This window comes from Mesorhizobium sp. B3-2-1 (assembly GCF_006439515.1).
Lineage (GTDB): Bacteria > Pseudomonadota > Alphaproteobacteria > Rhizobiales > Rhizobiaceae > Mesorhizobium.
On record NZ_VFTI01000042.1, the window covers coordinates 1 to 25521 of the forward strand.

The window sequence follows — 25521 nt, forward strand, 5'->3', positions numbered from 1 at the left end:
ATGCCTATCACCGCTACCGGGCACTTTACCCGGCGGTCAAAGCAGTAACCGCGTGAGCAGGCGCCAGGCGCCCCCCTCTGCCCTGCCGGGCATCTCCCCCTCTAGGGGGGAGATCACCAGCCTCGGCGGGTGTGCGGGTCCTGTAAGGTCGGTGAATGGCGAAGGCAGAAAAGCCAGCCAATCTCCCCCCTTGAGGGGGAGATGGCCGGCAGGCCAGAGGGGGGCGCCTCGCACCCCCCTTCCTAAGTTAGCCTCACTGCGCCGGCACCTTATCCAGGAAGCCGGTGACGCTCTTCAGGCGGCCGTTCTCGATGACGCCGATATCGGTGCCTTCGATGACGGAAGGCGTGTCCTCGGGGCCGAGGTTCCAGGAGAAGCGGATTTTGTCGGCAAAGCCGTCCGGCGTGCCCTTCAGCGAGAAGCGGAAGCCGGCAAAGCGCTGCTGCACGCCGTCGATCAGCGCCGCGATGCCTTCATGGCCGTCGCCCTGCATGAGCGGATCGCGATAGCTGACGTCGTCGGTGAAAACAGCCTCGAGCAAGGCTGCCCGGCGGGCGGCATCGGCTTCGTTCCAGGCGGTGATGTAGTTCTGGGCGATCGTGTTGAGGTCGGTCATGCTCTGTCTCCTTCGTTTGACGGTTTTGACATGACCGTTTTCGACCAGCACCGGCGTGAAACCAATTACGCCTGAGGTAATCAGGCAAAACTATCTTGGAGAGGAAGAGAACATGAGCAGCGGCTTTTTCGGCGACATCCAGAAGATCAAATATGAGGGACCGGATTCGACCAATCCGCTGGCCTATCGTTTCTACAATCCCGACGAAATGGTGGCCGGCAAGCGGCTGGAAGACCATCTGCGCTTTGCCGTCGCCTACTGGCATTCCTTCGCCTGGCCGGGCGGCGACCCGTTCGGCGGCCAGACTTTCGACCGTCCCTGGTTCCCCAAGGCCGGCGGCGTCGACACGATGGAACTGGCGAAACTGAAAGCGGACGTCGCCTTCGAGATGTTCTCGCTGCTCGGTGCTCCCTATTTCTGCTTCCACGACGCCGATGTGCGGCCCGAGGGCAAGGATTTCTCCGAAAGCGCGGCCCGTCTCGATGAAATCGCGGATTATTTCGCCGGAAAGATGAAGCAGACCGGCGTCAAGCTTCTCTGGGGTACGGCGAACCTGTTCTCCAACCGCCGCTTCATTTCGGGCGCCGCGACCAATCCCGATCCGGATGTGTTCGCCTACGCCGCGGCGACGGTGAAGAGCTGCATCGACGTCACCAAGCGGCTGAAGGGCGAGAACTACGTGCTGTGGGGCGGGCGCGAGGGCTATGAGACGCTGCTCAACACCGACCTTGCCCGCGAGCAGGAGCAGGCCGGCCGTTTCCTGAACCTCGTCGTCGACTACAAGCACAAGTTCGGTTTCAAGGGCACGATCCTGATCGAGCCGAAGCCGCAGGAGCCGACTAAGCACCAGTATGATTATGATGTCGCGACCGTCTACGGCTTCCTCAAGCGCTTCGGCCTGGAGAAGGAGGTCAAGCTCAACATCGAGCAAGGCCACGCCATCCTGGCCGGCCATTCATTCGAGCACGAACTGGCGCTGGCCAATGCGCTCGGCGTCTTCGGTTCGATCGACATGAACCGCAACGATTACCAGTCGGGCTGGGACACCGACCAGTTCCCCAACAACGTGCCGGAGATGGCGCTCGCCTATTATCAGGTCCTCCAGGCCGGCGGCTTCAAGACCGGCGGCACCAATTTCGACGCCAAGCTGCGCCGCCAGTCGCTCGACCCGCAGGACCTGCTGATCGGTCATATCGGCGGCATGGATTCCTGTGCGCGTGGCCTGAAGGCGGCAGCCCGCATGGTCGAGGACAAGGCGCTGTCGGGTCCGCTCGCCGAGCGCTATGCCGGCTGGAACAGCACCGAGGCCAAGGCGATGCTCTCGGGCAAGCGGACGCTGGAAGAGATCGCCGAGCGCGTGGTGAAAAAGAAGATCGAACCGCAGCCGCGCTCCGGCCGTCAGGAACTGCTCGAAAACATCGTCAACCGCTACGTCTGATGTTGTTTGGCCGCCGGCAATCCAGGCCGGCGGCCATGTGATGCGAAAAAGCTTGGCGCGCGGAAACCTTTTGCGCGCCATGCTGAAACCCACGACAAGGTTTTGCCCCCAGCGCCCCTCAATCGCCCAGCTCTTGCCTTCAAACTGCCGTCACGAATCTCGTATAGATATTGCTCGTGGCGGGAGAGGAAGAAGGAGGCGAACCGATATGCAGAACGAACGTGAAATCGACGCCCTGCTCTCACCTGGCGAGGCCGGATCGATCATCGACCGGCTGATGGCAATGCCGCATCCAAAGCAAGGCGCACGCAGCACCAATGAATGGGACCGCGCCGTTGCCAGCCGCTTCGAGACCCATCTCGCGCGGCAGATGCGCTCGCAGATCGATGGCGGCAGCGACCGCCAGAATGCGGCATAAACCTCTATCCGTGCATGTCGTTGCCCCAAAACCGCTACACGCTTTTGGGCGACCTGCACTACAGCATGTCGCGGCGAATAGGATTCGCCCGACCTGCTGTAAGTTTCTGATTTTATGCATGTCGTTATCCCGGAACCGAGGACACTTCCGAGCGACATGCATTAACCCCGGCGAAGCCTGACAGGGGCTTCGCCAAAGGCTCTTGAAAACGCCCTGGAAAAGGCCGCGGCAGACGAGAACCCCGTCCGCCCGGCGATATCCGCCATGGCGATTCGCGTGTCGACCACGAGCCGGCGCGCGGCACCCAGGCGCAGCCTGAGATAGTAGGCGCCCGGCGTCTCGCCGATCGACTTGCGAAAGATGCTTTCCAGCGTCCGCGCCGTCACGCCGGCTCGTTTGGCAACCGCCTCGACGGTCAACGGCCGATCGACATGCGCTTCCATCAGCCGGATGGCTTGTGCCAACCGTGGATCGTAGCCGTCGAGCCGGCCGAGCGAGACCAGCGGCTGGGCATCGGTCGCGGCCCGGGCCTGGTCGTAGATGAAGACGCTGGCGACATCGAGCGCCACCGCCATGCCGAGCCGCGTGCGAATGAGGTGAAGCATCAGGTCGAAGGTCGGCGAGGCACCGCCCGAGGTGAAGACTGGCCCGTCGATGACATAGCGGTCCGGCCGGACATCGACACCGGGGAAGGCCGAGGCAAAATCCTCCATGTCCTCCCAATGGGTGGTGGCGCTGCGGCCTTCAAGCAGGCCGGCGCGCGCCACCAGCCAGGTGCCGGCCTCGACGCCGCCGCACGCGCGGGCCGCTCGCGCCGCCCTCCGCAAAGCTGAGAGCAGAGCCGATGTGGCGTAGTTCTGGGTGCCGAAACCGGCCACGACGACGAGAACGTCGGTCGGCTCTGCCGCGTCGAAACGGCCGCTGACCGCCACCGGCAGGCCACAGGTGGTGACCGGCGCCTCGCCTGTCACCGAGACCAGTTTGAAGTCGAACAGGGTCTCGCCGGAAATGCGGTTGGCAGCGCGCAGCGGGTCGACGGCCGAGGCGACGCACATGATCGACGAGCCGGAAAACACCAGCAGCGTCACCTTGAGCGGCGTGCGCTCGGCGCGAAAGATATCAGGTTTTTCGCTTTTAATCATATCGCCTTCGTAAAACGCAAAGCAGCTTTGATCAAGTCGAGCGATGCTAGCGGCTGTTTCGAATGGGAGGAGAGTTTCGATGCCGCTCGCGATGAACCGTGAGGTTTTCATTACCTGTGCCGTGACCGGATCCGGCGGCTCGCAGGACCGCTCCCCGCATGTGCCGCGCTCGCCCAAGCAGATCGCCGATTCGGCGATCGACGCGGCCAAGGCGGGTGCTGCAATCGTCCATTGCCATGTGCGCGACCCCGAAACCGGCAAGCCCAGGCGCGACGTGCATCTCTACCGCGAGGTGACCGAGCGTATCCGCGCGGCGGACGTCGACGTCATCCTGAACCTCACCGCCGGCATGGGCGGCGACATGGTGTTCGGCTCGCCGGAAGCGCCGCTGCCGCTCAACGAAAAAGGCACCGACATGGGCGGCGCCACCAACCGCATGGAGCATGTGCGCCAGTGCCTGCCGGAAATCTGCACGCTCGACTGCGGCACCATGAATTTCGCCGAGGCCGACTATGTCATGACCAACACGCCCGGCATGCTGCGCGCGATGGGCGGCATGATGACGGCGCTCGGCGTCAAGCCCGAGATCGAAGCCTTCGACGCCGGGCATCTCTGGTTCGCCAAGCAGCTGGTCGAGGAAAAGGTGCTGAACCCCGACGCGCTGGTGCAGCTTTGCATGGGCGTGCCATGGGGTGCGCCCGACGACCTCAACACCTTCATGGCGATGGTCAACAACGTGCCGTCGGCCTGGAACTGGTCGGCTTTCGCGATCGGCCGCAACCAGATGGCCTATGTAGCGGCGGCGGTGCTCGCCGGCGGCAATGTCCGCGTCGGCCTCGAAGACAATCTGTGGCTCGACAAGGGCGTGCTGGCGACCAATGCGCAGCTGGTCGAGCGCGCCGCCTCCATCGTCACCAATCTCGGCGCCAGGATTTTGGGACCGGAAGAAGTGCGCAAAAAGCTCAACCTGACCAAGCGAGCGCCGATAGCGGCATGAGCATGATCCCGAAAAGTGGGAACCGGTTTTCGGATAAGATCATGTTCAAACAAGAAGATTATTCGCAGGGAGGGTTGATATGACTACCGTCAAATTCACCGCGATGAAGGATGGCGACAGGGACGACTACGAGTTCCTGACCGCCCATGAAATCGACTATGCGGCCAGGACCGGCGAGCGGCTGCTCGACGCCCTGGTGCAGCTCGACGAGGGCCTGTCCGGCTACAAGATCACTCGGCTCGGGCATTCGCTGCAGGCGGCAACGCGCGCCTGGCGCGATGGCGCCGACACCGACTGGATCGCCTGTGCGCTGCTGCACGACATCGGCGACATCTACGCGCCCTACAATCATGACGAATACGCCGCGTCGATCCTGAAGCCCTTCGTGCGGGAGCAATGCACCTGGGTGGTGGAGAAGCATGGCGATTTCCAGCGCCTCTATTACGCCCATCATCTCGGCGGCAACCGCCATGCGCGCGACCGCTTCGCCGGCCATGCCTATTTCGACGATTGCGATGCGTTTTGCGAGCGCTGGGACCAGTCGAGCTTCGATCCCGACTATGACACGCTGCCGATCGAATTCTTCCGGCCCTTCGTGCTCGAAGTCTTCGCTCGTAAGGCCTACGACCCATCAGTCATCCGCGCCGGCGAGCGCGTGCCTCTCACCGATCCCGAAACCGCCAGGACAAGAACCGGAGCCTCTCAATGAGCATCATCAACAAGGCGGCCGCCATTGGCGGCGGCGTCATCGGCGCCGGCTGGGTCGCGCGGCTGCTCTTGAACGGCATCGACGTCTCGATCTTCGATCCCGACCCGGAGGCCTCGCGCAAGGTCTCGGAAGTGATGAAGGGCGCACGCCGCGCCTACAAGCAGATGGTTCCCGGCGGTCTGCCCAAAGAGGGCAAGCTGACCTTCGCCAAGACGATCGCCGAAGCGGTGGCCGATGCCGATTTCATCCAGGAAAGCGTGCCGGAACGGCTCGACCTCAAGCACAAGGTGCTGGCCGAGATCGACACCCACGCGCCGGCCAACGCCATTGTCGGCTCCTCGACCTCCGGCATCAAGCCGACCGACATGCAGGTGGCGATGAAGAAGCATCCGGAGCGGCTGGTCGTCGGCCATCCGTTCAACCCGGTCTATCTGCTGCCGCTGGTCGAGATCGTCGGTGGCGACCAGACCTTCCCCGAGGCAATCGAGGTCGCCAAGGAAATCTACGCCTCGATCGGCATGAAGCCGGTCGTCATCCGCAAGGAGATCGAGGCCTTCGTCGGCGACCGCCTGCTCGAAGCCGCCTGGCGCGAGGCGCTATGGCTGATCAAGGACGGCATCTGCACGGTCGAGGAACTCGACGACATCATGCGCTATGGTTTCGGCCTGCGCTGGGCGCAGATGGGCATGTTCCAGGTCTACCGCGTCGCCGGCGGCGAAGCCGGCATGCGCCACTTCATGGCGCAGTTCGGACCCTGCCTGAAATGGCCGTGGACCAAGCTGATGGACGTGCCGGAATTCAACGACGAGCTGGTCGACCTGATCGCCACCCAGTCGGACGATCAGGCGCACGGCCTGTCGATCCGCGAGCTGGAAAAGATCCGCGACGACAACCTGGTCGCGATCATGGATGCGCTGTCGAAGCAGAACAAGGGCAAGGGCTGGGGCGCCGGCGCGCTGCACAAGGACTATACCAGACAGCTCGCCAAGCTCGCGGCGAAGAAGCCCGTGGCTTCAAAGGCAGCGGAAAAGGCCAGGGCCGCCAAGCCGGTGAAGAAAGCCGAAAGGCCGAAGAAAAAGAAGAAGGGCTGAGACCATGGATTTCGGTCTTTCGGAAGAGCAGAAGCTCATTGTCGAGACGACGCGCGCCTTCGTCGAGAACGAGCTTTATCCGCATGAACGCGAGGTCGAGCGCACCGGTGTGCTGCGCCGCGATCTGATCGAGGAGATCAAGGCCAAGGCGATCGAGGCCGGGCTCTATGCGGCCAACATGCCGGCCGATGTCGGCGGCGCGGGGCTCGATACGGTGACCTGGCTGCTTTACGAAAAGGAGCTCGGCCGGGCCAATTACGCGCTGCACTGGACCTGCGTGGCGCGTCCCTCCAATATTCTGCTCGCCGGCACGCCGGAGCAGCGCGAAAAGTATCTTTTCCCCTGCATCCGTGGTGAGAAATGGGACTGCCTGGCGATGACCGAGCCGGGGGCCGGCTCCGACCTGCGCGGCATGAAGGCAACCGCCGTGCAGGACGGCGACGACTGGGTGCTGAACGGCACCAAGCATTTTATCTCGCATGCCGATCTTGCCGATTTCGCCATCGTCTTCATGGCCTCGGGCGAAGAGGATTCACCGCGTGGAAAACGCAAGAAGATCACCGCGTTCTTCGTCGACAAGGGCACCAAGGGCTTTACGGTGCGAGACGGCTATCGCAACGTCTCGCATCGTGGCTACACCAACGCCATCCTCGAATTCGACGACTGCCGGCTGCCGGCAAGCCAAGTGCTCGGCGAGGTCCACAAGGGCTTCGACGTCGCCAATTCATGGCTCGGCGCCACGCGCCTGCAGGTCGGCGCCACCTGCCTCGGCCGCGCCGAGCGGGCGCTTGGCCATGCCGTCGAATACGCCGCGCAGCGCCAGCAGTTCGGCCAGCAGATCGGCAAGTTCCAGGGCGTGTCGTTCAAGCTCGCCGACATGGCGACGGAACTCAAGGCCGCCGACCTGATGGTGTTCGAAGCCGGCTGGAAGTACGATCAGGGCACCGTCACCGACCAGGACATGGCCATGGCCAAGCTGAAGGCCACCGAAATGCTCGCCTTCGTCGCCGACGAGGCGATCCAGATCCATGGCGGCATGGGGCTGATGGACGACCTGCCGCTGGAACGCATCTGGCGCGATGCCCGCGTCGAGCGCATCTGGGAAGGCACTTCGGAGATTCAGCGACATATTATTTCGCGGGCGCTGCTGCGTCCGTTCGGCGCTTAGAGCATGATAGCCAAAGCCGGCATCCGGTTTTGTCGGGCAAACGAGATCGTTTGTCCTGAGATCGCGCTCAAACGAAAAGATGACCATGCATAAACTCGAACGTCTCCTGCGCCCGAAATCGATCGCCGTGTTCGGCGGCGTGCAGGCCGCCGCCGTCGTCGCGCAATCGATCAAGATGGGCTTTGCCGGCGAGATCTGGCCGGTACACCCGACCAAGGACGAGGTTGCCGGACGCAAGGCTTACCGCTCGGTCGCGGATCTGCCTGGCGCGCCCGACGCGGCCTTTGTCGGTGTCAACCGGCACCTGACCATCGAGGTGATCAAGGCGCTCGCCGAGCGCGGCGCCGGCGGCGCCGTCTGCTTTGCCGCCGGCTTCCTCGAAACCGAAGCCTATGACGAGGATGGCGAACGGCTGCAAGGCGAACTGGTCGCCGCCGCCGGCCAAATGCCGATCATCGGGCCGAATTGCTACGGGCTCATCAACTATGCCGACGGTGCGCTGCTTTGGCCCGACCAGCATGGCGGCATCAGGCTGGATGAGGGCGGCAAGGGCGTCGCCATCATCACCCAGTCGTCCAACATCGCCATCAACATGACGATGCAGAAGCGCGGCCTGCCGATCGCCTTCCTGATGACCGCCGGCAACCAGGCGCAGACCGGCTTGTCCGAAATGGCGCTCGGCCTGATCGAGGACGAACGCGTGACGTCGCTTGGACTGCACATCGAGGCCTTCGATTCGGTAGCCGGCTTCGAGCGTCTGGCGGCCAGGGCGCGGGAGCTGAAGAAACCGATCATCGCCATGAAGGTCGGCCGCTCCGAACAGGCGCGGCAGGCGACGGTCTCGCACACCGCCTCGCTTGCCGGCTCGGACGCGGCCTCGGGCGCCTTCCTGAGGCGGCTCGGCATTGCGCGTGTCGATTCCATCCCCGCCTTCATCGAGGCGCTGAAGCTGCTGCACATCACCGGCCCGCTGCCCGGCTACAGGCTCTCATCGATGAGCTGTTCGGGCGGCGAGGCGTCGGTCATGGCCGACAGCGCCGAAGGGCGCTGGGTCAACTTCCCGGTGCTGACGGACACCCATCGCGCCCATGTCAAATCGACGCTCGGGCCGCTGGTCGCGGTGGCCAACCCGCTCGACTACCACACCTTCATTTGGAACAACGAGCCGGCGATGACCGCCACCTTCACCGCCATGGTGTCGGGCGGCTTCGACCTCAACATGCTGGTGCTCGATTTTCCGCGCCCCGACCGCTGCACGGTGACCGACTGGTGGGCGACGCTGCGCGCCTTCGAATCGGCGCTGAAGACCAACAATGCGCATGGCGCGATCGTTTCCTCGCTGCCGGAGAACCTGCCGGAGGAATACACCGCCGAGTTGATGGCGCGGGGCATGGTGCCGCTGTTCGGCATTTCCGAGGCGATGGACGCCGCGCAGGCGGCGGCCTTCATCGGCTGGGCCTGGCGCGAACCGCAGGCGCAGCCAGTGGATACGAGGGCTGCCGGCGCATCCGATGCGCCGCGCGTTACGCCTGACGAAGCCGAAGCCAAGGCGCGGCTGATCAAGGCCGGGCTTCCCGTGCCGAAAGGCGAGCGGGCCGGCAATGCGGTCGAGGCGGTGATCTCGTCCATGGCGCTCGGCTTCCCCGTCGCCCTAAAGGCGCTGGGTGTCACCCACAAGTCCGAGGTCGGCGCCGTCAGGCTCACCCTCAAGGACGCCGAATCGGTCAGCACGGCGGCGCATGACCTCTTGCCGCTCGGCACCGGGCTCTATGTCGAGCGCATGGTGCGCGACGGCGTTGCCGAACTGATCGTCGGCTTCACCCGCGACCCGATGTTCGGCGCTGTCATGACCCTGGGCACCGGCGGCGTGCTGGTCGAATTGCTGCGCGACAGCGTCACGCTGATGCTGCCGGCGACTCGCGACGACATCGAGGCCGCGCTGCGCGGGCTGAAACTGTTCCCGCTGCTCGAAGGCTATCGCGGCCGGCCGAAGGCCGATGTCCAGGCTGCTATCGACGCCATCGCGGGCATCGCCGGCTTCGTGCAGGAGAATGCCGGCGAGATCGAGGAACTCGACATCAATCCGCTGATCGTCTGCACGCAGGGCAAGGGCGCCTGGATTGCCGACGCGCTGCTGGTGCTGGGAGAAAACAAGAATGTCTGATGTCATTTCGACCCGCCGCGAAGGCACCATCCTGGAGGTCACGCTCGACCGCCCCAAGGCCAACGCGATCGACCTGAAGACATCGCGGCTGATGGGCGAGACCTTCAAGGCGTTCCGCGACGATCCGGAGTTGCGCGTCGCCATCGTCAAGACCGCGGGCGACAAGTTCTTCTGCGCCGGATGGGACTTGAAGGCCGCCGCCGGCGGCGACCCGGTCGATGGTGACTATGGCGTCGGCGGCTTTGCCGGCCTGCAGGAACTGCGCGACCTGAACAAGCCGGTCATCGCCTGCGTCAACGGCATGGCGGTGGGCGGTGGCTTCGAGCTGGCGCTGTCCTGCGACCTCATCTACGCGTCCGATCATTCCTCCTTCGCGCTGCCCGAGATCCGCGCCGGCACGCTTGCCGATGCCGCGACGATCAAGCTGCCGAAGCGAATCCCCTATCATGTCGCCATGGATCTGCTGCTCACCGGCCGCTGGATGGATGTCGCCGAGGCGCATCGCTGGGGCCTGGTCAACGAGGTGCTGCCCAAGGAAAAGCTCGAGGACCGCGTCTGGGAAATCGCGCGCCTGCTCGCCAGCGGCCCGCCGCTGGTCTTCGCAGCGATCAAGGAGACGGCGCGGGTGGCGGAATCGCTGACCTTCCAGGAGGCGATGAACAAGGTAACGCGCCGGCAGTTGCCGACGGTCGACGCGCTTTATGGCTCGGAGGACGGTATGGAGGGTTTCCGCGCTTTCGCGGAGAAGCGCGAGCCTGTGTGGAAGGGGAAGTGACACTGGAGATGATCGCGCCAGGCACCCCCCTCTGTCCTGCCGGACCCGGCCCTTCGCTGTCGCTCCGGGCGTTCGTCATTCGGAAAGCCAAGCAATTGGCTTTCCGTCCGCTTCGCGGACCACTCCTCACCCCCCGCAAGGGAGGAGATTGGCAACTTCAACAGCGCCGCCTTTCCTCGAACGTTGAAGATTGGCGAAAGCCGAGACGACATCCGATCTCCCCCCTAGAGGGGGAGATGGCCGGCAGGCCAGAGGGGGGCGCCTGGGCGCATTCGTTGCAGTTCGGTCTCCCTTCATGACCGACTACAAAACCCTCATCGACGCCGAAACCTGGGCCTTCATCGAGCGGACCAACTCCTACTATCCGCCCGATACGATCGACTACACGATTGCCCAGCAGCGCGAGATCTATGACCGCATGTGCCGTGAGTTCTTTGCCGGCTATCCGCAAGGCGTGGCGGCCGAGACGACCGCCATCACTACACCCTCACACAACATCCCGATCCGCATCTATCGCAACGCGACGCCGGACCATGCTGCCATGGTGCTCTATATCCATGGCGGTGGCTTCATCCTCGGCGGGCTGGACAGCCATGACGATGTCTGCGCCGAGCTTTGCGGCCGCACCGGTCATGAGGTGGTCTCGGTCGATTACCGGCTGGCGCCGGAACATCTGCATCCAGCCGCTTTCGATGATGCGATGAGCGCCTTCGAATGGGCCGCAGGGAGCTACGACCGCCCGGTGGTGCTGTGCGGCGACAGCGCCGGCGGCAATCTATGCGCGGCCGTTGCGCACGCGACGCGTGGCCATGCGAAGAAGCCGATCGGCCAGGTGCTGATCTATCCCGGTCTCGGCGGCGATCGCTCGCGCGGCTCCTATGTGAGGCATGCCGAAGCGCCGATGCTGACGGTGCGCGACCTTGAATTCTACAAGCACATCCGCACCGGGGGTGTGGATCAGACCGGTGACATCACGCTGTCGCCGCTGGCCGATGCCGATTTCGCCAACCTGCCGCCGACCGTGCTGATTACCGCCGAGTGCGACCCGCTGTCGTCCGATGGCGAGGCTTATCGCGACCGCATCGTCGCGGCAGGCGGGCGCGCCGCCTGGTTCGAGGAACCCGGCCTGGTGCATGGCTATCTCAGGGCCCGGCACAGCGTCGGCCGCGCCCGCGCCAGCTTCACCCGTATCGTCGACGCCGTGGCCACGCTCGGAAAAGGCGGCTGGACCTGGTAGAGGTAACGGCCGTGCCGCTCAGGACGCCTTGGCCAGAAAACTCTGATAGTCCGATTTCGCCTGCAGCAGGCGCAGCACGTTCTCGCGCGAGCCGCGGACATGGGCGCGGGCCAGGGCGCCGGCCTTGACCGCGTCGCCGGCGCAGATCGCCTCGACGATCTCGGTATGCTCGTCGCGGGCGATCTTCCATTCATCGAGCCACAAGAGTTCGGTCCAGACATAATGCTGGCACTTGTCGAGGATGCCGCACAGCATGCCGTGCAGCATCGCATTGCCGCTGATTTCGGCAATGACGCGGTGCAGGTCGATGCCGACTTCCAGTTCCTGGAATTTTTCGCGCGTCGTGCGATCGGGAATGGCGGCCAGCCGCTCGCATTCGGCCAGCATGGCGCGCAGCCGCGCCTTGTCCTTCTCGGTCGCGGCGGCCGCCGCCAATTCCGTCGCATGGCCGTCGAGCAGTTCACGGATGTCGAAGGCCTCGCGGAACATATTGATGTCGAACTCGGTGACGGCATAGCCCTGGCGCGGCCGGCCGGTGACCAGCCCGTCGCGCTCGAGGCGGTTGAAAGCCTCGCGCACGGGCGTGCGGCTGACATTGAGTTTTGCCGCGACGTCGCTTTCGGTGACGCGCGAGCCCGGCGGAATCTGGCCGGTCACGATCATCGCCTTGAGCGCGGAATAGACCGAGTCGCGCAGGGTGTTTTTGGTTTCCTTGGCCAAGTTCCGTTCCCAGTTCTCCGGCCGCTTTGGCCAGGCATTGCCTCGTTTGTAGTTGCAGTCGGCCCAATTTGCTACGCCCTGCGGCGCCGTCCCCACCGTCCAACTGATCGCGCCCATCGCAGTTGACAACACCGATCTCTCGGCTACATTGCAAATTGTATACAAAATCGCATGCCAAATCAAAAATAAATGGGAACACCGGTCGGAGAACCGAAATGAACAGGACCACCAGCTTTAGAACTTTCGCGATAGCCGGCCTCCTTGCCTCCGTGGCAGTGCCCGCCGTCGCCGCCGACACGATCACCGTCGCCTCGTGGGGCGGCACCTACCAGGAGGCCGAGACCAAGGCCTTCTTCAAACCGACCGCCGATGCGCTCGGCATCACCATCAAGGAAGACACCACCAACGGCCTCGACGACGTGCGCCTGCAGGTGACCGGCAATGCCGTGAAATGGGACATCACAGAGCTCGGCGCCGACGAATGCGCTCGCGGCTCGAAGGAAGGCCTGTTCGAGAAGCTGGATTACGGCGTCATCGACAAGAGCGGCATCAACCCGAAGCTGGTGCATGACGACTGGGTCGGCATTTCCTACACCTCCGTGGTGCTGATCTACCGGACCGACGTCTTCGGCGACAAGGGCCCGAAGACATGGGCCGACTTCTGGAACGTGGAAAAATTCCCGGGACGGCGCGCGCTGAGCAGCAGCCAGGCAACGGAGACGCTGAGCGTCGCCGCGCTCGCCTCCGGCCTGCCGATCGACAAGGTCTATCCCGTCGACATCGACGGGGCGCTGAAATCGGTCGACAAGATCCGCGGCCATGTCGATGCCTGGTGGACGTCGGGCGCCCAGGCCATGCAGCTGGTGAAGGATGGCGAAGTCGACATGGCGAGCATCTGGAATGGACGCGCCGGCACCCTGAAAAAGGCAGGCGCGCCGGTCAGCTTCTCCTTCGACCAGGGCGTGCTCACCGCCGACTGCATGGTCATCCCCAAGGGCGCCAAGAACAAGGAAGCGGCGATGAAGGCGCTGGCCATGTTCGTCAGCCCGCAGCTGCAGGCTAATCTGCCGCTCTATGTCGACAATGGGCCGGTCAACGAGAAGGCTTTCGAGACCGGCAAGATCCCGCCGGAACGGATCAAAGACATCAACTCGGCGCCGGAGAACGTCAAGAAGCAGGTGTTGCAGGATGCCGGGTTCTGGCGCGACACCCTCGTCGAGGCGACGGAAAAGTTCAACAATCTGATCCAGCAATAGGCCGGAACCCTGACATTGCGGGCGGGGCAAACGCCGCCCGCTCCTTCAGTCTCTGCCCGGGAGAAAACGATCTTGTCCATTGCACCATCCGCGCTGCCGATCAGCATGCGCCGGATCGAGAAACGATTTGGCAGCGTGCCGGTGCTGCGCGACCTGAACCTTGATGTCGAGGCCGGTGAGTTCCTGACGCTGCTCGGCCCCTCCGGATCGGGAAAGACGACGCTGCTGATGATCCTGGCCGGTTTCGTCAGAGCCAATGGCGGGAGCATCAAGGTCGGCGGCGACGAGATCATCACCACGCCGCCGCACAGGCGCAACATCGGCATGGTGTTCCAGAACTATGCGCTGTTTCCGCATATGAATGTCTTCCACAACATCGCCTTCCCGCTGAAGCAACGCGGCGTCGCGGCCGCCGAGACGGCTCAGCGGGTGGAGAAGGTGCTGGAACTGGTGAAACTGCAGGGCCTGGGCGAGCGCCGCGTCGACCAGCTTTCCGGCGGCCAGCGCCAGCGCGTGGCACTGGCGCGCGCCATCGTCTTCGAGCCGCGCATCGTCTTGATGGACGAACCGCTGTCGGCGCTCGACAAGGGCCTGCGCGAGCATATGCAGATCGAACTGCGCGCGCTTCATCGCCGTCTTGGCATGACCACGGTCTATGTCACGCACGACCAGCGCGAAGCCATCACCATGTCGGACCGCATCGCCGTCATGAACGGCGGGCGCATCGAACAGCTCGACCGTCCCGAGACCCTCTATGCCGCGCCGAAGACGCAATTCGTGGCCGGCTTCATCGGCGAATCGAATTTCATCCCGGTCGAAAGCCGCAACGGGTCGGTTTGGTATCAGGACAGGCAGATACAGACCGGCGCACCGACACCGCCGGCGGGTCCGCATCTGATGGTGGTGCGACCGGAAAAGCTGCGGCTGGTCATGGCAGGCGAGCCGTCGACCGGCATTAATATGCTCGATGCGACGGTCAGCGACATCATCTACCAGGGCGACAGTTTCGTCTGCTACGCCAGCCTGCGCGACGGCCGCCAGCTGACGCTACGCGATTATTGCCGCAGCGATGTGCTCGCGAGGCTGCCCGCGCCCGGCCAGCCGATCATGCTCGGCCTCGATGCGAAGGACACGATCCTGGTGGCGGCCGAGGGATGAGCGCGCAATCCGCCCTGCTGAACGAGATTGCCGGCCCGTCGGGGCAGGACCTGAACGCGCGGGCTCTGCGCGCGGATGCGCGGCGCGAGTCGCTGCGGCTGCTGGCGCTGCTGGCGCCCAGCCTGTTCCTTGTCTGCGCCATCATCATCGTGCCGATCGGCTGGCTGTTCTGGCTGTCGCTGTTCGACGAGACCGGCGCCTTCAGCGCCGCCAATTACGCGCGTTTCTTCGAGCAGGCCTCCTATATCAAGACCTTCATCACCACCTTCAAGGTGGCCTTCATCGTCACCGGCGCCTGCGTGCTGCTGGGTTATCCGCTGGCCTACATGCTGTCGCAGCTGCCGCGCCGGGCGGCCTCGATCTGCCTGATCTTCGTCATCCTGCCGTTCTGGACCTCGGTGCTGGTGCGCACCTATGCCTGGCTGGTGATCCTGCAGCGCAAGGGCTTGATCAACAACTGGCTGATCGATCTCGGCGTGATCAGCCGGCCGCTGTCGCTCGCCAACAATCTTTCCGGGGTGGTCATCGGCATGGCGCACATATTGCTGCCGTTTCTCGTTTTGCCGCTCTACGCCTCGATGAAGACCATCGACACCGACTGCCTGCGCGCCGGAATGAATCTCGGCGCCGGCCCGGCCGCCACCTTCCGCCAGATCTTCTTTCCGCTGTCGCTGCCCGGCCTTGCGTCCGGCGTGGTCATCGTCTTCGTGCTCTGCCTCGGTTTCTTCGTCACGCCGGCGCTGATGGGTGGCGGCAAGGTGGTGATGTGGGCGATGCGCATGGAACAGACCACCAGCCTCTATTCCAACTGGGGCGCCGGTGCGGCGCTCGGCGTGGTGCTGCTGGTGGTCACGCTGGCGCTTCTCGGTCTGTTCCAGTGGCTGCTCGGCGCGCGCGCCACGGGCGTATGGAGTTCGCGATGAGTGACAGTGTCGGCCTGCCGATCTCACACCGGCAACGCCTGTGGCTCTACGGCCTCGGCGGCCTCGTGCTTGCCTTCCTGATCGCGCCATCGGTCATCATCGTCATCATGTCGTTTTCGGATTCGACGCTGCTGCAGTTCCCGCCGCAGCAATGGTCGCTGCGCTGGTACGAAAGCTATTTCCAGTCGCTGGAATGGCGTGACGCCACCATCGTGTCGGTGAAGGTCGCTGTCATGACTGCGCTGGTGGCGACGCCGCTCGGCACCGCGGCGGCCTATGCGATCAACCGGGGCACTCTGCGCTTCAACGGCGCCATCAACGCGCTGCTCACGGCATCGCTGATCATCCCGGTGATCCTGGTCGGCATCGGCACCTTCTTCCTCTATGCGCGCATCGGCCTCAACAACACACTGACCGGCCTGGTCATCGCCCATACGGTGCAGGCGCTGCCGCTGGTGGTGCTGACGGTGCTGTCGGGCCTGCGCTCCTACGACATGAACCAGGAGCGCGTGGCGCGCAGCCTGGGCGCGGGGCGCATCGCGGCGTTCTGGCAGGTGACGATGCCGCAGATCCGCTTCTCGATCGTCTCTGGGGCGCTGTTTGCCTTCATCACCTCCTTCGACGAAGTTGTCGTCTCGCTGTTCATCTCGGGCGGCGACACCACGACCTTGACGCGCCGCATGTTCAACGCGCTGCGCGACCAGATCGACCCGACCATCGCCGCCATCTCGACCTGCCTGATCGTGCTGTCGGTCCTGCTGTTGTCGCTGGCGCAGATCTTCGGCCGGCGGCATTGATTTCATCGGACCCATTCGCTTCAAGTGCCTCAAGGATATCCAGACCAAAATGCGTGATTTCCAGTTTCCCGGCCGCTCGCCGGTTCGTGCCACCGAAGCGATTGCCGCGACATCGCATCCGCTCGCGACGCTTGCGGCCGTCGAGATGCTGCGCGCCGGCGGCAATGCCATGGATGCCGCCATCTGCGCGGCCGCCGTGCAGGGCGTGGTCGAGCCGCAATCGACCGGGATAGGCGGCGATTGCTTTGTCCTCTATTGCCCCAACGGACAAAGCGAGGTGCTGGCTTTCAACGGCTCCGGCCGGGCGCCGGCGGCCGCGACCGTCGACTGGTATCTGGAAAAAGGCTTTGACCGCATCCCGCTGCAGGGCCCGCATGCCGTCACCGTGCCAGGCGCCATCGACGCATGGTGCCGGCTGCTGGAGGACCATGGCCGCAAGGGCATCGCCGAGGTGCTGGCGCCAGCGATCCACTATGCCGAGAACGGCTATGTCGTGCACGACCGCGTCGCCTTCGACTGGGCCGACCCGGAAATCGATCTTTCCGCCGACGAACATTGCGCGCGCATCTTCCTGCCGGGCGGCACCGTGCCGAAGGCTGGCGACGTGCATCGGCAGCCGGAGCTTGCCGCGACATTGCGGATCATTGCCAAACAGGGCCGCGCCGGTTTCTACGAAGGCGCGGTCGCCGACGACATGGTGCGCCGGCTCAAGGAATTGGGCGGACTGCATTCGCATGAGGATTTCGCCGCGACCCGGGGCGACTACGTGGCGCCGGTCAGCGTCAGCTATGGCGGCCACGAGATCCACCAGATGCCGCCGAACAACCAGGGGCTGACGGCGCTCTTGATGCTGAATGTGCTGTCGGGCTTCAAGCTCGGCGAGCTCGACCCGAACGGCGCCGAGCGCCTGCACCTGGAGATCGAAGCCGGGCGGTTGGCCTATCGCGACCGCGATCGTTTCGTCGGCGACCAGGACCGTGTCCCGGTGCCGGTGAGGGAGCTCCTGTCGGCCGCCTATGCCGATCGGCTGCGCACCGAGATCGATCGCGAGCGCGCCATGACCCATCTTCCGGATGTCCAGCTGCCCGGCAGCGACACGGTCTACATCTCGGTTGTCGACCGAGACCGCAACGCGGTCTCGTTCATCAACTCGACCTATTATTCGTTCGGCAGCGGCGTCGTCGGCCCGAAGACCGGCGTGGTGCTGCAGAACCGCGGCTCGAGCTTCCGCCTCGATCCGGTACACCCCAACGCGATCGGGCCCGGCAAGCGGCCGATGCATACGATCATGCCTGGCATGGCGACGCGGAACGGTCGCGTGGTGATGCCGTTTGGCGTCATGGGCGGCGGCTACCAGCCGTTCGGCCATGTCCACCTTTTGACCAACATGATCGATTTCGGCATGGACCCGCAGCAGGCGCTCGACGCGCCGCGCGTGTTCTACAATGATGGCATGGTGGAAGCCGAGCGCAACGTGCCCATTGAGGCCGTCGAAGGCCTGCGCCGGCGCGGCCACGCCATCACCGAGCCGCACCACCCGCTCGGCGGCGGCCAGGCGGTGCTGATCGACTGGGAAAAGGGAACGCTGACGGGGGCCTCGGACCCGCGCAAGGATGGGATGGCGCTGGGGTATTGAGGGATGGGCGCGGCGGGCAGTGCGGAAATTGACGGGGCCTCAATTCAAGTTTGGCCTTCCTTTTCAGGCGCTGACGCTGCCCCTCACCTGCCTGCCGGCATCCTCTCCCCGTATAGTGACGGGGAGAGGGGCGCGCCGGTCCCTCGGCGCTTTCTTGGCCACGCAGGCAGTTGGCGAAGCCATCGACAACAGCCCCTTTCTCCCCGTCACTATACGGGGAGAAATGCCCGGCAGGGCAATGAGGGGCGGTGCCAACATAGACAATTGGCCCGCTGGACTTTCACAAGCAGTCACATGAAACATAGCCGGTGACCATGACCCAAAATCACCCAGACCTCTCCCGCCGCCTCGTCGCCGGCGCCGACGATGCCCCCGCCATCCTGGCGCCCGACAGACCCACACTGACCCATGGCGGCCTGCGCGCGCTGATCGCCGCCACGGCTACACAGCTCCACGCGCTCGGTATCGGCGGGGGCGACCGTGTCGCGATCGTGCTGCCGAACGGGCCGGAGATGGCGACGGCCTTCATCGCGGTCGCTGCCACGGCCTCGACGGCGCCGCTCAATCCCGCTTACCGGGCCGACGAACTCGATTTCTACCTGACCGACATCGGCGCCAAGGCGATCCTGGTCGCGGAGAACGAGACCGGCCCGGCGGTGACCGTGGCCGTGCGCCTCGGCATCGGCGTGCTTCGCCTCATCGTGCCTGCTGGCGCGCCTGCCGGCACCTTCGCCATCGAGGGCACGGCGGTCGGACCGCAAGCGGCGCCCGACATGGCCGGGGACGACGACATCGCGCTGCTGCTGCACACGTCGGGCACCACGTCGCGCCCAAAGCTGGTGCCGCTCAGCCATGCCAATGTCGCGGCCTCCGCCCGCCATATCGGCGCGACGCTTGGCCTGACGGCGGATGACCGCTGCCTCAACATCATGCCGCTTTTCCACATCCATGGGCTGATCGCGGCGGTGCTGTCGTCGCTGGCATCAGGCGGCAGCATCTATTGCACGCCGGGCTTCAACGCGCTGCGCTTCTTCCAGTGGCTGGGCGACGCGAAACCGAGTTGGTACACGGCGGTGCCGACCATGCACCAGGCGATCCTGGCGCGCGCCGCGCGCAATGCCGAAGCGCTGGCGGAGGCACGCCTGCGCTTCATCCGCTCGTCCTCGGCATCGCTGCCGGCGCAGGTGATGGCCGAACTCGAGGCGACCTTCGGCTGCCCCGTGATCGAGTCCTATGGCATGACCGAGGCCGCGCACCAGATGGCGTCGAACCGTCTGCCGCCGGGCCTGCGCAAGCCGGGCAGCGTCGGTGCGGCGGGCGGGCCGGAAGTGGCGGTCATGGCTCTGGATGGCCGGCTGATGCAGGCCGGCGAGACCGGCGAAATCGTCATTCGCGGACCCAATGTCACGTCAGGCTACGAGAAGAACCCGGACGCCAACGCCACCGCCTTCGCGCATGGCTGGTTCCACACCGGCGACCAGGGCGTGCTCGACGAGGACGGTTATCTCCGCGTCACCGGCCGGCTGAAGGAAATCATCAATCGCGGCGGCGAAAAGATCTCGCCGCTCGAGGTCGACGACGTGCTGATGGACCACCCGGCGGTGGCGCAGGTCGTCACCTTCGCCATGCCGCATGACAAGCTCGGCGAGGAGGTGGCGGCGGCGGTGGTGCTGCGCGAAGGCATGAGCGCCACCGAGGGCGATATCCGCGCCCACGCCGCGATGCGGCTCGCCGACTTCAAGGTGCCGCGCAAGGTGCTGATCCTGGACGAGATCCCCAAGGGCGCGACCGGCAAGCTGCAGCGCATCGGGCTCGCCGCCAAGCTCGGGCTCTAATGCATGTCGCTTGGAAGTGTCCTCGGTTCCGGGATAACGACATGCATAGAATCAAAGGCTCACTACGATGAAGATCACCATCTTCGGCGCTGGCGCCATCGGCGGCTATCTCGCGGCCAAGCTGGCCATTGCCGGCCGGACCGACCTGTCGATCGTCGCACGCGGCGCGCATCTCGAAGCGATCAGGGCAAACGGCCTGCGCCTGATCGAGGACGGACAGGAGACGACCGCCCCCGTCCGCGCCGCCGCCAAGGCGGAAGACCTTGGCGCGCAGGACTATGTCGTGCTGGCGCTGAAGGCGCATTCCGTCGCGCCCGCGCTCGACCAGATCGCACCGCTGCTCGGGGACCACACATCGGTCGTCACTATGCAGAACGGCGTTCCCTGGTGGTATTTCTACAAGGCAGGCGGCGCGCTCGAAGGCACCAGGCTGCATCAGGTCGACCCCGGCGGCACGATCTGGGACCGGCTCGGACCGCGGCGCGTCATCGGCTCGGTGGTCTACCCCGCCGTCGAGGTCGATGCGCCCGGCCTCATCCGCCATGTCGAGGGCAGGCGCTTCTCGCTCGGCGAACCCTCGGGCGAGAAGAGCGAACGGGCCACGCTTCTGGCCGGGGAGATGGTCAAGGCCGGGCTGCAGGCGCCGGTGCGCGACGACATACGCGCAGAGATCTGGATAAAACTGTGGGGCAACCTCTCCTTCAACCCGATCTCGGCGCTGACCGGCAGCACGCTGGCGGCAATCGTCGCCGACGAGGGCACCCGAACCCTCGCCCGCACGATGATGCTGGAAGCCCAGGCGATCGGCGAAAGCCTCGGCGTGCGCTTCCCCATCGACGTCGACCGCCGCATCAAGGGCGCCGGCGACGTCGGCGAGCACAAGACCTCGATGCTGCAAGACCTGGAACGCGGCCGCCCGATGGAAATCGACGCGCTGGTGGGCGCCGTGCAGGAGCTTGGGCGGCTGACCGGCAGGCCCACGCCGGCTATCGATGGGGTGCTGGCGCTGGTACGGAGGTTGGCGGTGGAGCGGGGATGTTATGGGTAAGGGTGGGCTGAACAGGTAACAGCCCATTCGCCGAACGGTAAATCCGCAGATTCAAAGAAATGCATACCTTCAAAAACTTTAGTATTAGACGACCATGGGATTCGGGGTTTTTATTCATCGCTCAGATTCGATCTACAACGACAGCCCGGCGGAGCAATATCAGTTCCCAAGCCAGTATTTGCGTCGCGTCGAGGCATGCGTCGGTGGCTGGATCATCTACTACGAGCCTCGGAAGATCGCGGAGACTCGGGGCTATTTCGCCATGGCCAAGGTGCAGCAGGTCATCCCTGATTCTGCGATTCAGGGCATGTACCTCGCTCTCATCGAACCGGGAAGTTACCTCGATTTCGTCAATCCGGTTCCGTTCAGCGGGATGGATGGGCTCGTAGAGCGAGGGTTGCTCAATGATGAAGGGCAGATTTCTGGTCGCGCCCAATCGGCGGTTCGTCCGCTCAGCCCGAGCGATTTCAACCGAATTGTCGATCTTGGATTGAACGAGAACGAGCCGCTCCTGCCGCGTGTCGATGAGATCGGTTTTGAGTTTGAAGAGGAGCAGGTTCCATTCCAGTTCGAGCAGAGCCGCGACCGTGTCGCTTATGTCGGATCAAGGATTGTACGGGACCGCATTTTCCGCCGCATCGTTTTGCGCGCATATGACGAACGCTGTGCGATCACGGGACTTAAGCTGATAAATGGTCGTGGCCGTGCGGAGGTTGCCGCAGCCCATATTCGACCTGTCGAAGCGAGCGGGCCAGATATTGTCAGCAACGGCATTGCACTCTCCGGCACAGCGCATTGGATGTTCGATCGCGGATTGATCGGCCTAAATGATGATCTGGAAATCCTGATTTCACGACAGGTCAATGATCCTGAGAGCGTAAGGGCGTTCGTCAACAAGTCAGGCCGTGCCCTTACACCTCGTCGACAGCTTGAACGTCCTCATCCTCATTTCTTGCAATGGCACCGCGATCACTGCTTCAAGCAGTGATGTTTCCCGCGCCGCAGCGGCCGGCCCCATCACCCCTTCCCTATCCGCCCCAGCACCCGCGCATATATCTCCCCGACAATCCCGCGCCGGAACACCAGCACGCAGACCATGAAGATCAGCCCCGTCGCGATGGTCACCGGAAAACCGGATGTGGCCAGCGTGTTTTCCAGGCCGACGACCAGGCTGGCGCCGATGATCGGGCCGACCATGGTGCCGATGCCGCCGAGAAGCGTCATCAGGATCACCTCGCCCGACATCTGCCAGGTGACGTCGGTGAGGGTGGCGAACTGGAAGACGATCGCCTTCAGCGAGCCCGCGAGCCCGGCCAGCGCCGCCGACATGACGAAGGCGCCGAGTTTGTAGCTGGCTACGGAATAGCCCAGTGAGATGGCGCGGTTCTCGTTTTCGCGGATCGAGCGCAGGATCATGCCGAAGGGCGAATTGACGATGCGCCAGATGGCGAAGACGCCGAGCAGGACCACGACAAGCACGAAATAATAGATGTTCATCGGGGCGTTGAGGTCGAGGACGCCGAACAGGACGCCGCGTGGCACTCCCTGGATGCCGTCCTCGCCTTGCGTGAACGGCGCCTGCACGCAGAAGAAGAAGAACATCTGCGACAGCGCCAGCGTGATCATGGCGAAATAGATGCCTTGCCGGCGAATGGCGAAGAAGCCCATGACGAGGCCGAGGAGTGCGGCGCCCGTCATGCCGAGCAGGATGCCCGCTTCCGGCGGCCAGCCCCACACCTTGACGGCATGCGCGGTGAAATAGGCGGCGCCGCCGAAGAAGGTGGCGTGGCCGAACGACAGCAGGCCGGTATAGCCGAGCAGGAGATTGAAGGCGCAGGCAAACAGCGCGAAGCACAGCATCTTCATCAGGAAGATCGGGTAGACGAAGAAGGGGGCTGCCAGCAGCGCCGCTATGCCGAGCGCGACCAGCGCCCATTCAAGCCTTGCGGAGGGTTTGGCCGATGCCTCGCGAAGTGTCAGCTCGGCCATGTCGGATGTTCCTTCCGCCATGTCAGGCGTCCCTTCCGAACAGGCCGGCCGGCCGGACCAGAAGCACGATCGCCATGATGACGAAGACCACGAGATTGGAGGCCTCGGGATAAAAAACCTTGGTCAGGCCTTCGGCGAGGCCGAGCATGTAGCCGGTGACGATGGCGCCCAGGATCGATCCCATGCCGCCGACCACGACGACGGCGAAGACGACGATGATGAGATCCGATCCCATCAGCGGGCTGACCTGATAGACGGGCGCGGCCAGGATACCGGCGAGCCCGGCGAGCGCGGAGCCAAGGCCGTAGGTGAGGGTCAAAAGCAACGGCACGTTGACGCCGAAGGCCTGGACGAGACGGGGATTTTCGGTTGCGGCGCGCAGGTAGGAACCGAGCCTGGTCTTCTCTATCAGCGCCCAGGTGCCGAAGCAGACGACCAGCGAGGCGACCACCACCCAGCCGCGATAGTTGGGCAAGAACATGAAGCCGAGATTGGTGCCGCCCGCCAGCAGCGGCGGCACGGCGTAGGGGTTTCCCGACACGCCGTAATAGTAGCGGAAGATGCCTTCGAGCACGAGCGCGAGGCCGAAGGTGAAGAGCAGGCCGTAGAGCGGATCGATGTCGTAGAGCCGCGACAGCGCCAGGCGCTCGACCAGGACGCCGAACAGGCCGACGATCAGTGGCGCCAGGACCAGCGCCGGCCAATAGCCGATGCCGAGATGGGTGAGCAGGAGATAGCCGACGAAGGCGCCGAGCATATATTGGGCGCCATGGGCGAAATTGATGACGCGCAGCAGGCCGAAGATGACGGCCAGGCCGAGGCTCAGCATGGCGTAGAAGGAGCCGTTGATCAGGCCGACCAGCAACTGGCCGAGCAATGCCTGGACGGGGATGCCGAAGATCATCGTCATGGCGTCATCATACACCCAGAATTTCGTGGAGCAGCGTCATGCGGTCCGCCAGTTCGCCGGTCGGGAATCCGGCCACGACCTTGCCGTGCTCCATCAGGTAGAAACGATCGGCGACACGGCTCGCGAAGCGGAAATTCTGCTCGACCAGCAGGATGGTCATGCCGCGCTTTTTCAACGTTGCCAGCAGCTCGCCGATGCGCTGGACGATGACAGGGGCGAGGCCCTCGGTCGGTTCGTCCAGGAGCAGCATCTTGACGCCGGTCCGCAGCATGCGCGCGATCGCCAGCATCTGCTGTTCGCCGCCCGACAGCCGCGTGCCCGGGCTGTTGCGCCGCTCCTTCAGATTGGGGAAGAGATCGAAGATTTCCTCGACGCTCATGCCGCCCGGGGCGACGACGGGCGGCAGCACCAGGTTCTCGTCGACGGTCAATGTCGAGAAGATGCCGCGCTCTTCCGGCACGAAGCCGATGCCCTGGTGCGCGGTGCGGTGCAGCGGTAGCCGCATCAGGTCGGCGCCGTCGAAGACGACCTTCCCGGTTCGCCGGCGGATCAGGCCCATGATGGCACGCAATGTCGTCGTCTTGCCGACGCCGTTGCGGCCGAGCAACGTCACCGTCTCGCCGGCAAACACTTCGAGGTCAACGCCGTGCAGCGCATGGCCCTCGCCATACCAGGCGTTGAGACCGCTGACCGCGAGCAGGGGCGCGGTATTAGTCATCGGCGGTGCCCATATAGGCGACCTTGACGCGCTCGTCGCGGCTGACGGTGGCGTAGTCGCCGGCCGCGAGCACCTCGCCGCGCTGCATCACCGTTATCCAGTCGCAGAGATCGGCGACCACGGTCAGATTGTGCTCGACCATCAATACCGCTCGGTCGCTCGCCACCGAGCGGATGAGGGCGGAAACCGTGGCCACGTCCTCATGGCCCATACCGGCCATCGGCTCGTCCAGCAGCAACACTTTCGGGTCGAGCGCCAGTGTCGTGGCGATCTCGAGCACGCGTTTCCTGCCGTAGGAAAGATCGCCGGCCAGCCTGTTCGTCGCATCGTCGAGGCCGACGGAACGCAGCAGCTCCATGGCGCGTGGCGTCAACCGGTCGAGCGCCGCCAGCGAGCGCCAGAACTGGACGCCGAGCCCGGCCGGCCGCTGCAGCGCGACGCGCACATTGTCGAGCACGCTGAGGTGCGGAAAGATCGCCGATATCTGGAACGAGCGCACCAGCCCCATCCGCGCCACCCTGGCCGGCGGCGTGCGGGTGATGTCGTGGCCGAGCAGGTCGATCCTGCCGCTGGTCGGCGCCAGGAATTTTGTCAGCAGGTTGAAGACGGTGGTCTTGCCGGCGCCGTTGGGTCCGATCAGCGCATGGATGTTGCCATGGCGGACATCGAGGTCGACATTTTTGACGGCGACGAAGCCGGCGAAGTCACGCCGCAGGCCGCGGGCGGAAAGCACCACCCGCGGCTCTTCCGCGCTCGGATCAGGCGGCACCATGGCC

24 protein-coding genes are annotated in these 25521 nt (G+C 64.5%); 17 read left to right on the top strand and 7 right to left on the bottom strand.

The genetic code is table 11. From position 1 onward, the window contains the following. Positions 1–253: 253 nt before the first annotated feature. A complete protein-coding gene (locus tag FJW08_RS29340) occupies positions 254–616 on the bottom strand; it encodes a nuclear transport factor 2 family protein (RefSeq protein WP_140813359.1) in 363 nt (120 codons plus the stop codon). 112 nt (positions 617–728) lie between these two features. On the opposite strand from FJW08_RS29340, the gene xylA reads away from it, so the two are divergent. Both xylA and FJW08_RS29350 read left to right on the top strand, forming a co-directional pair. Continuing rightward, positions 729–2054: a xylose isomerase gene (gene xylA / locus FJW08_RS29345; protein WP_140813360.1), complete on the top strand. Its 1326-nt coding sequence runs from the start codon at positions 729–731 to the stop codon at positions 2052–2054. A gap of 208 nt (positions 2055–2262) precedes the next feature. Next, positions 2263–2472: a hypothetical protein gene (locus FJW08_RS29350; RefSeq protein ID WP_027142450.1), complete on the top strand. Its 210-nt coding sequence runs from the start codon at positions 2263–2265 to the stop codon at positions 2470–2472. A gap of 161 nt (positions 2473–2633) precedes the next feature. Here the strand turns inward: FJW08_RS29350 and FJW08_RS29355 are convergent, their stop codons facing one another. Then, entirely contained in the window at positions 2634–3614 is a 981-nt protein-coding gene (locus FJW08_RS29355) for a GlxA family transcriptional regulator (protein ID WP_140813361.1), read from the bottom strand. Positions 3615–3693: 79 nt separating this feature from the next. On the opposite strand from FJW08_RS29355, the gene FJW08_RS29360 reads away from it, so the two are divergent. The 7 genes from FJW08_RS29360 (at position 3694) to FJW08_RS29390 (ending at position 11755) form a co-directional block, all read left to right on the top strand. Then, a complete protein-coding gene (locus tag FJW08_RS29360) occupies positions 3694–4611 on the top strand; it encodes a 3-keto-5-aminohexanoate cleavage protein (protein ID WP_140813362.1) in 918 nt (305 codons plus the stop codon). Between the two features lie 79 nt (positions 4612–4690). Continuing rightward, positions 4691–5320: an HD domain-containing protein gene (locus FJW08_RS29365; RefSeq protein ID WP_140758835.1), complete on the top strand. Its 630-nt coding sequence runs from the start codon at positions 4691–4693 to the stop codon at positions 5318–5320. Then, positions 5317–6411: a carnitine 3-dehydrogenase gene (locus FJW08_RS29370; RefSeq protein WP_140813363.1), complete on the top strand. Its 1095-nt coding sequence runs from the start codon at positions 5317–5319 to the stop codon at positions 6409–6411. Before FJW08_RS29365 ends, FJW08_RS29370 begins: the two co-directional genes overlap by 4 nt. Positions 6412–6415: 4 nt before the next feature. Next, positions 6416–7579 carry an acyl-CoA dehydrogenase gene (locus FJW08_RS29375; RefSeq protein ID WP_140813364.1) on the top strand — a complete coding sequence of 388 codons (1164 nt, stop codon included), beginning with the start codon at positions 6416–6418 and terminating at the stop codon, positions 7577–7579. 85 nt (positions 7580–7664) lie between these two features. Then, the gene (locus tag FJW08_RS29380) at positions 7665–9743 is read left to right on the top strand and encodes an acetate--CoA ligase family protein (protein ID WP_140813365.1); all 2079 of its coding nucleotides are present in this window, start codon (positions 7665–7667) and stop codon (positions 9741–9743) included. Further along, entirely contained in the window at positions 9736–10518 is a 783-nt protein-coding gene (locus FJW08_RS29385; RefSeq protein ID WP_140813366.1) for a carnitinyl-CoA dehydratase, read from the top strand. Before FJW08_RS29380 ends, FJW08_RS29385 begins: the two co-directional genes overlap by 8 nt. Positions 10519–10813: 295 nt before the next feature. Beyond that, on the top strand, positions 10814–11755 hold the full coding sequence (locus tag FJW08_RS29390; RefSeq protein ID WP_140813367.1) for an alpha/beta hydrolase: 942 nt from the start codon (positions 10814–10816) through the stop codon (positions 11753–11755). An 18-nt stretch (positions 11756–11773) separates the two neighbouring features. Here FJW08_RS29390 and FJW08_RS29395 read toward each other — a convergent pair whose 3' ends face one another. Beyond that, a complete protein-coding gene (locus tag FJW08_RS29395) occupies positions 11774–12475 on the bottom strand; it encodes a GntR family transcriptional regulator (protein ID WP_140813368.1) in 702 nt (233 codons plus the stop codon). Between the two features lie 215 nt (positions 12476–12690). Between FJW08_RS29395 and FJW08_RS29400 the strand changes: the two genes are divergently transcribed. The 8 genes from FJW08_RS29400 to FJW08_RS29440 all read left to right on the top strand — a co-directional run bounded on the left by FJW08_RS29400 (position 12691) and on the right by FJW08_RS29440 (position 22116). Further along, the gene (locus tag FJW08_RS29400; protein ID WP_140813369.1) at positions 12691–13731 is read left to right on the top strand and encodes an ABC transporter substrate-binding protein; all 1041 of its coding nucleotides are present in this window, start codon (positions 12691–12693) and stop codon (positions 13729–13731) included. 72 nt (positions 13732–13803) lie between these two features. Beyond that, the gene (locus tag FJW08_RS29405; protein WP_140813370.1) at positions 13804–14889 is read left to right on the top strand and encodes an ABC transporter ATP-binding protein; all 1086 of its coding nucleotides are present in this window, start codon (positions 13804–13806) and stop codon (positions 14887–14889) included. Continuing rightward, on the top strand, positions 14886–15812 hold the full coding sequence (locus FJW08_RS29410; RefSeq protein WP_140813371.1) for an ABC transporter permease: 927 nt from the start codon (positions 14886–14888) through the stop codon (positions 15810–15812). Before FJW08_RS29405 ends, FJW08_RS29410 begins: the two co-directional genes overlap by 4 nt. Continuing rightward, a complete protein-coding gene (locus FJW08_RS29415) occupies positions 15809–16609 on the top strand; it encodes an ABC transporter permease (RefSeq protein WP_140813372.1) in 801 nt (266 codons plus the stop codon). The genes FJW08_RS29410 and FJW08_RS29415 overlap by 4 nt, the downstream gene beginning before the upstream one ends. A gap of 49 nt (positions 16610–16658) precedes the next feature. Beyond that, the gene (gene ggt / locus FJW08_RS29420; RefSeq protein WP_140813373.1) at positions 16659–18245 is read left to right on the top strand and encodes a gamma-glutamyltransferase; all 1587 of its coding nucleotides are present in this window, start codon (positions 16659–16661) and stop codon (positions 18243–18245) included. 314 nt (positions 18246–18559) lie between these two features. After that, on the top strand, positions 18560–20080 hold the full coding sequence (locus FJW08_RS29430; RefSeq protein WP_181183091.1) for an acyl--CoA ligase: 1521 nt from the start codon (positions 18560–18562) through the stop codon (positions 20078–20080). Positions 20081–20147: 67 nt separating this feature from the next. Further along, positions 20148–21128 carry a 2-dehydropantoate 2-reductase gene (locus tag FJW08_RS29435; protein ID WP_140813375.1) on the top strand — a complete coding sequence of 327 codons (981 nt, stop codon included), beginning with the start codon at positions 20148–20150 and terminating at the stop codon, positions 21126–21128. Positions 21129–21222: 94 nt separating this feature from the next. Further along, a complete protein-coding gene (locus FJW08_RS29440) occupies positions 21223–22116 on the top strand; it encodes an HNH endonuclease (protein WP_140813376.1) in 894 nt (297 codons plus the stop codon). A gap of 29 nt (positions 22117–22145) precedes the next feature. Here FJW08_RS29440 and FJW08_RS29445 read toward each other — a convergent pair whose 3' ends face one another. The 4 genes from FJW08_RS29445 to FJW08_RS29460 are packed head-to-tail and all read right to left on the bottom strand — an operon-like array spanning position 22146 to position 25517. Then, on the bottom strand, positions 22146–23117 hold the full coding sequence (locus FJW08_RS29445) for a branched-chain amino acid ABC transporter permease (RefSeq protein WP_140813377.1): 972 nt from the start codon (positions 23115–23117) through the stop codon (positions 22146–22148). A 22-nt stretch (positions 23118–23139) separates the two neighbouring features. Then, the gene (locus FJW08_RS29450; RefSeq protein WP_140813378.1) at positions 23140–24027 is read right to left on the bottom strand and encodes a branched-chain amino acid ABC transporter permease; all 888 of its coding nucleotides are present in this window, start codon (positions 24025–24027) and stop codon (positions 23140–23142) included. A gap of 7 nt (positions 24028–24034) precedes the next feature. Then, the gene (locus FJW08_RS29455; protein ID WP_140813379.1) at positions 24035–24745 is read right to left on the bottom strand and encodes an ABC transporter ATP-binding protein; all 711 of its coding nucleotides are present in this window, start codon (positions 24743–24745) and stop codon (positions 24035–24037) included. After that, entirely contained in the window at positions 24738–25517 is a 780-nt protein-coding gene (locus FJW08_RS29460) for an ABC transporter ATP-binding protein (protein WP_140813400.1), read from the bottom strand. The genes FJW08_RS29455 and FJW08_RS29460 overlap by 8 nt, the downstream gene beginning before the upstream one ends. Positions 25518–25521 lie beyond the last annotated feature (4 nt).

Bases quoted from the DNA above. Each gene is read 5' to 3' on its own strand.
- FJW08_RS29415 (WP_140813372.1), top strand. From the start codon at position 15,809: ATGAGTGACAGTGTCGGCCTGCCGATCTCACACCGGCAACGCCTGTGG.
- FJW08_RS29350 (WP_027142450.1), top strand. From the start codon at position 2,263: ATGCAGAACGAACGTGAAATCGACGCCCTGCTCTCACCTGGCGAGGCC.
- ggt (WP_140813373.1), top strand. From the start codon at position 16,659: ATGCGTGATTTCCAGTTTCCCGGCCGCTCGCCGGTTCGTGCCACCGAA.
- FJW08_RS29365 (WP_140758835.1), top strand. From the start codon at position 4,691: ATGACTACCGTCAAATTCACCGCGATGAAGGATGGCGACAGGGACGAC.
- FJW08_RS29435 (WP_140813375.1), top strand. From the start codon at position 20,148: ATGAAGATCACCATCTTCGGCGCTGGCGCCATCGGCGGCTATCTCGCG.
- FJW08_RS29455 (WP_140813379.1), bottom strand. From the start codon at position 24,745: ATGACTAATACCGCGCCCCTGCTCGCGGTCAGCGGTCTCAACGCCTGG.
- FJW08_RS29380 (WP_140813365.1), top strand. From the start codon at position 7,665: ATGCATAAACTCGAACGTCTCCTGCGCCCGAAATCGATCGCCGTGTTC.
- FJW08_RS29430 (WP_181183091.1), top strand. From the start codon at position 18,560: ATGACCCAAAATCACCCAGACCTCTCCCGCCGCCTCGTCGCCGGCGCC.
- FJW08_RS29355 (WP_140813361.1), bottom strand. From the start codon at position 3,614: ATGATTAAAAGCGAAAAACCTGATATCTTTCGCGCCGAGCGCACGCCG.
- FJW08_RS29370 (WP_140813363.1), top strand. From the start codon at position 5,317: ATGAGCATCATCAACAAGGCGGCCGCCATTGGCGGCGGCGTCATCGGC.
- FJW08_RS29385 (WP_140813366.1), top strand. From the start codon at position 9,736: ATGTCTGATGTCATTTCGACCCGCCGCGAAGGCACCATCCTGGAGGTC.
- FJW08_RS29390 (WP_140813367.1), top strand. From the start codon at position 10,814: ATGACCGACTACAAAACCCTCATCGACGCCGAAACCTGGGCCTTCATC.
- FJW08_RS29445 (WP_140813377.1), bottom strand. From the start codon at position 23,117: ATGGCCGAGCTGACACTTCGCGAGGCATCGGCCAAACCCTCCGCAAGG.
- FJW08_RS29340 (WP_140813359.1), bottom strand. From the start codon at position 616: ATGACCGACCTCAACACGATCGCCCAGAACTACATCACCGCCTGGAAC.
- FJW08_RS29440 (WP_140813376.1), top strand. From the start codon at position 21,223: ATGGGATTCGGGGTTTTTATTCATCGCTCAGATTCGATCTACAACGAC.
- FJW08_RS29460 (WP_140813400.1), bottom strand. From the start codon at position 25,517: ATGGTGCCGCCTGATCCGAGCGCGGAAGAGCCGCGGGTGGTGCTTTCC.
- FJW08_RS29375 (WP_140813364.1), top strand. From the start codon at position 6,416: ATGGATTTCGGTCTTTCGGAAGAGCAGAAGCTCATTGTCGAGACGACG.
- FJW08_RS29360 (WP_140813362.1), top strand. From the start codon at position 3,694: ATGCCGCTCGCGATGAACCGTGAGGTTTTCATTACCTGTGCCGTGACC.
- FJW08_RS29450 (WP_140813378.1), bottom strand. From the start codon at position 24,027: ATGACGATGATCTTCGGCATCCCCGTCCAGGCATTGCTCGGCCAGTTG.
- FJW08_RS29410 (WP_140813371.1), top strand. From the start codon at position 14,886: ATGAGCGCGCAATCCGCCCTGCTGAACGAGATTGCCGGCCCGTCGGGG.
- FJW08_RS29400 (WP_140813369.1), top strand. From the start codon at position 12,691: ATGAACAGGACCACCAGCTTTAGAACTTTCGCGATAGCCGGCCTCCTT.
- xylA (WP_140813360.1), top strand. From the start codon at position 729: ATGAGCAGCGGCTTTTTCGGCGACATCCAGAAGATCAAATATGAGGGA.